This window comes from Occallatibacter sp. (genome assembly GCF_036502485.1).
Classification (GTDB): domain Bacteria; phylum Acidobacteriota; class Terriglobia; order Terriglobales; family Acidobacteriaceae; genus Telmatobacter.
In genome coordinates this window covers 1-2,953 of sequence record NZ_DASXYM010000141.1, presented here as the reverse complement: position 1 = coordinate 2,953, position 2,953 = coordinate 1, and the positions used below count along the sequence as shown (strand labels likewise).

The 2,953-nt window shown below is 63.6% G+C and carries 3 protein-coding genes; 2 read left to right on the top strand and 1 reads right to left on the bottom strand.

The window, feature by feature from the left end; all coding sequences use genetic code 11:
- Positions 1–50: 50 nt before the first annotated feature.
- Positions 51–872, bottom strand: coding sequence for a hypothetical protein (locus VGL22_RS17995; protein ID WP_465268333.1), 822 nt, complete (start codon positions 870–872; stop codon positions 51–53).
- A gap of 542 nt (positions 873–1,414) precedes the next feature.
- On the opposite strand from VGL22_RS17995, the gene trpC reads away from it, so the two are divergent.
- Both trpC and VGL22_RS17985 read left to right on the top strand, forming a co-directional pair.
- Positions 1,415–2,227 carry an indole-3-glycerol phosphate synthase TrpC gene (gene trpC / locus VGL22_RS17990; protein ID WP_465268332.1) on the top strand — a complete coding sequence of 271 codons (813 nt, stop codon included), beginning with the start codon at positions 1,415–1,417 and terminating at the stop codon, positions 2,225–2,227.
- On the top strand, positions 2,224–2,883 hold the full coding sequence (locus VGL22_RS17985; RefSeq protein ID WP_465268331.1) for a phosphoribosylanthranilate isomerase: 660 nt from the start codon (positions 2,224–2,226) through the stop codon (positions 2,881–2,883). Before trpC ends, VGL22_RS17985 begins: the two co-directional genes overlap by 4 nt.
- Positions 2,884–2,953 lie beyond the last annotated feature (70 nt).

Below are 2,953 nucleotides of genomic sequence, written 5' to 3'. Positions count from 1 at the left end.
GGTTCATTGCAAGCTGGCGCGAAGGTGCTGCTGGCCGCCCATGAAGGCACTCACCAGCGGTAGAGCGCCAGGCTATCCAGGTAGACTGTCGAACTGCCGCTTCCGCTGAAGGCACCGTCGATCTGGAAGTTCGTGAGAATTGTTGGACTCCAGCCGAGATTGAAGGCGGAAAACACCTTCGCGTTGATGTTCTGCACCGCGCCATCCAGCGCCACGGACTGATAGGTCACGTAGCCCGAGTCATCGCGCGCGTAGCGGATCTGCACGTGATGCCACGTATTCTGTGCCCACTTGGCGGGGTCGCATGGGGCAGCCGAGTGAATCCAGGTGTCGTCGGGAGACGCCGCCGTGCCCTTGTTGGCGGTGTAGTCCCACGTTCCTGACCATTTATCGCATTGGAAGCCGAAGATGACGGTGAGCCCGCTTGACGTCACCTGGTTGAGGTCCATTTCGATGTTCCCGATGGTGCTCCCGGTGTTCTGCAGGAAGACCCATCCGTCGTAGAGGAAGTTTTTGGCGTTCACGTCGGCGCCGATCGAGGCCGAGTAGCGCTGGCCACCGTAATTCGAGAAAGAAGTGATGAACTTACGCGCGTTGCCGCTCTTTGCGGGCGAGTTGGTCATGCTCATGGTGCCCGCCGAACTCCCTGGGGTTCCGGCGTCGTGCTGGTTGTTCCAGTTGCTCAAGGCCTGCAGGGAACTCACTTTGATTGCGTTGGCAGGAGCGCTGAGCCCGCCCCCGCCAGTTTCCGGCGAGGCCGGGGAGGTGCTGGTGGAATGCGGGACGGGGGTGCCCACCGACTTACGAGCGATGGGGCTGGCGACCATTCCGCCGGCAACACGTTCTTGCTGGATCTTCCCGGTTGGTTGCACGCGACCTTTACAGCCGGCCAACATCATCGTTGGGGTCAAGGAAGCGAGGAGGGTAGAAGCAAGATAAAGCTTGTTGAGGATCTTCATTCCGACAAACCCCCGAGGACTCCAAGTATGTGCTGCCGACGATGCCCAGGTCCGTGCTTTGAGATTTTGTTGATCGCCTCGGCTTGACGACGATCTTTCACGTGCTCACATCTACTTCGTGGTGCCCGGGCGTTCAATGTGACGTGTAAAAGCGTCCGGTCTGTGCTTGACGCTGCTGCAGATGAACTCAAAGCGTACAACCGTTATCCAGGTTTGCGCCGCACCCATCCGAATCCCTCCGGGCCAACCAGGCACCGGCGGTGCGGCTAACTGCCCCTAAGGCGCTTTGCGTGAAGCCACTGCCCACATTGTCGCCCCGGGTTCGTGGTGGTCTCGCGCGGGCATTTCCTTTGCTGTCTGTTCGTTCGCTCCGGGACCGAGTTCGTGCGGGCGCTCCCGACTGCGCGGGTGCGGACTGACGGGAGTGAGCCCTATGCAAAAATACGGATAGGGCGATGAGCACTCGACTTGACACCATTCTGGCAGCTACGCGCCGCACTGTTGCGGCGGCGCGCGAGGCTGTGCCGGGGGCAGAGCTGGAGCGGCGGGCGGCCGCCCACCGGCCCCGCGGGTGGGCCGCGACGCTGCGCAGGCAGACAGCGCAGGGGCCGGCGGTGATTGCCGAGATCAAGAAGGCTTCGCCTTCCAAAGGACTGATTCGCGCCGACTTCGATGTGGAGCAAATCGCGCGCCAGTACAAGGCAGGAGGGGCTGCGTGCCTCAGCGTTCTGACCGATGAGCCGTTCTTTCAGGGTAGTCTGCGCAACCTGGAGCTGGCCTCAGCGGCGGTTCCTCTGCCTTGCCTGCGCAAAGACTTCATGGTGGATGAGTATCAGATTGTTGAGGCGCGGGCGCACAGGGCCGACGCTATCCTGCTGATTGCGGCAGCGCTGAGCAACGACGAGATGCAGCGGTTTGCGGCGCGGGCGCGCGGGCTGGAGCTTGATGTCCTGGTGGAAGTCCATACCGGAGAAGAGCTTGACCGGGTTTTGGATGCGCTGGGGGAGACCGGGGCCGATGCGATTGGGGTGAACAACCGCGATCTCAAGACATTTGATGTGCGGCTGGAGCGGTCGCTGGAGTTGGCGGGCCGGATTCCGGCGAGCGTCGTGCGGGTAACGGAGAGCGGCATTGGATCGGGTGAGGATATTGGCCGGCTGCGGGCGGCCGGGTTCGACGCCTTCCTGATTGGGGAGAGCCTGATGCGCGAGGCCGATCCGGGAGCTGCGCTGAAGACGCTGCTGGCGGGCAGTGCGGTTGCGCGATGAGCGTGTGGGTGAAGATCTGCGGGAATACGTCGCTGGACGATGCGCGCCTGGCGGTAGACGCCGGGGCTGACGCTCTGGGCTTTATTTTCGCACCGAGCCCGCGGCAGATGACGGCGGAGCAGGTGGCGGCCATCACGGGGTATCTGCCTGATTTCATTGAAAAAATTGGGGTGTTTGTGGATGCCTCGCCGGAGGTGATGGTGGCGACGGCGCGGAGGTGCGGCCTGACGGGCGTGCAGCTTCATGCGGACGCCAGGGCGGAGGTGCCGGCGCGGCTCCGGAAGGAGCTTGGCGGGGGCCTGCGGATCCTGCGCGTAGTGCATTTCGGGGTGGAGGCGGCAGAGCAGGCGGGAGGCTATGCTGCTGATCAGAATGTGGATGGGGTCCTGGTGGACTCGCGGACAGCTACGGCGGTGGGCGGCACCGGGATCGCGTATGACTGGAACGAGGCGGGGCGAACGGTGTTTGGCGGCGGGGCGGCGCGGCTGGTGGCGGCGGGGGGGCTGAATCCCGAGAATGTGGCGGAGGCGATCCGCCTGCTGCGGCCGTGGGGCGTGGATGTGGCTTCGGGAGTGGAGGTGTCGCCGGGGCGCAAGGATCCTGAGAAGGTCAGGGCATTCGTGGCGCAGGCGCGGGCGGCGGGGGGGGTGGATTAACTTCTCAGTAAACTTCCAGTGCAGCAAGGATGAGGAGTTGATCGATCGTTCAAGCGGCTCCGTGTGGTCT

What these genes read in the sequence shown, in the direction of transcription:
- VGL22_RS17985 (WP_465268331.1), top strand. Translation starts at nt 2,224, where the DNA reads ATGAGCGTGTGGGTGAAGATCTGCGGGAATACGTCGCTGGACGATGCG.
- trpC (WP_465268332.1), top strand. Translation starts at nt 1,415, where the DNA reads ATGAGCACTCGACTTGACACCATTCTGGCAGCTACGCGCCGCACTGTT.